Annotated in this window: 1 protein-coding gene; it reads left to right on the top strand. The window is 63.6% G+C overall.

From position 1 onward, the window contains the following. Nucleotides 1-1147: calcium-binding protein (locus ABDJ40_RS24695; RefSeq protein WP_347613774.1), on the top strand; the 1147-nt coding region annotated here is incomplete at both ends.

Here is a 1147-nt window from a genome sequence, read left to right on the forward strand (position 1 = left end):
TAGCGACGTGCTCCAGGGCGGTGCCGGCAACGACACGCTGGATGGTGGCTATGGCAGCGATACCTTCGTGTTCTCCTCCGGCTTCGGCCAGGACGTTCTGAACCAGAACGATGGCAGCGCCGGCCGCTGGGACGTGGTCAAGTTCACTGACCTGGCCAGCACGGGCCTGAAGAGCTTCGAGCGCGTGGGAGCCCACCTCGTGGTCACGTTCAAGTCGGGCGACAGCCTGACCTTGAGCAACTACTACAACAGCGACATGTGGTGGCAGGCCAAGATCAACCAGATCCAGTTCGCCGACGGCGTGAGCTGGGATCAGGCGGCTATCGGCAGCAGAACCATCACGCAGGGATCGCTAGGCAATGACACGATTATCGGCACTGCAGGCGCGGATGCCATTGATGGCCGAGACGGCAATGACACCATCCAGGGGGGAGCAGGTCATGACCTCCTGATCGGAGGCGAAGGCGCAGACACCTTGGGAGGTGGCGCCGACCAGGACACACTGAGCGGCGGTGAAGGTGCCGATTTCCTGTATGGCGACGACGGTGACGACGTGCTCCAGGGCGGCACCGGCAATGACACGCTGGACGGTGGTCTCGGCAAGGACGCCTTCGTCTTCGCCTCCGGCTTCGGCCAGGACGTGCTGAACCAGAACGACGGCAGCGGCGGCCGCTGGGACGTAGTGAAGTTCACCGACCTGGCCAGCACGGACCTGAAGAGCTTCGAGCGCGTGGGTGCCCATCTGCTGATCACGTTCAAGACGGGAGACAGCCTGAGCCTGACCAACTTCTATCACAGCGACAACTGGTGGCAGGCCAAGATCAACCAGATCCAGTTCGCCGACGGCGTGAGCTGGGACCAGGTGGCGATCAAGGGCAAGACGGTGACGCAGGGCACCTCGGGCACCGACAGCATCCAGGGCTATGCCGGTGGCCAGAACACCACCTATGGCAAGGAAGGCAATGACACCCTGTTTGGCGGCGACTGGGCCGACGTGCTGGATGGCGGCTCGGGCAACGATGTGCTGGGCGGTGGCTTTGGCGCTGACACCTTGAACGGTGGCGAAGGAGCCGATGCGCTGTATGGCGACGACGGCGACGACGTGCTGCAGGGCGGCACCGGTAATGACACGCTGGACGGTGGTCTT

Source organism: Roseateles flavus, from assembly GCF_039872765.1.
Lineage (GTDB): Bacteria > Pseudomonadota > Gammaproteobacteria > Burkholderiales > Burkholderiaceae_C > Roseateles_B > Roseateles_B flavus.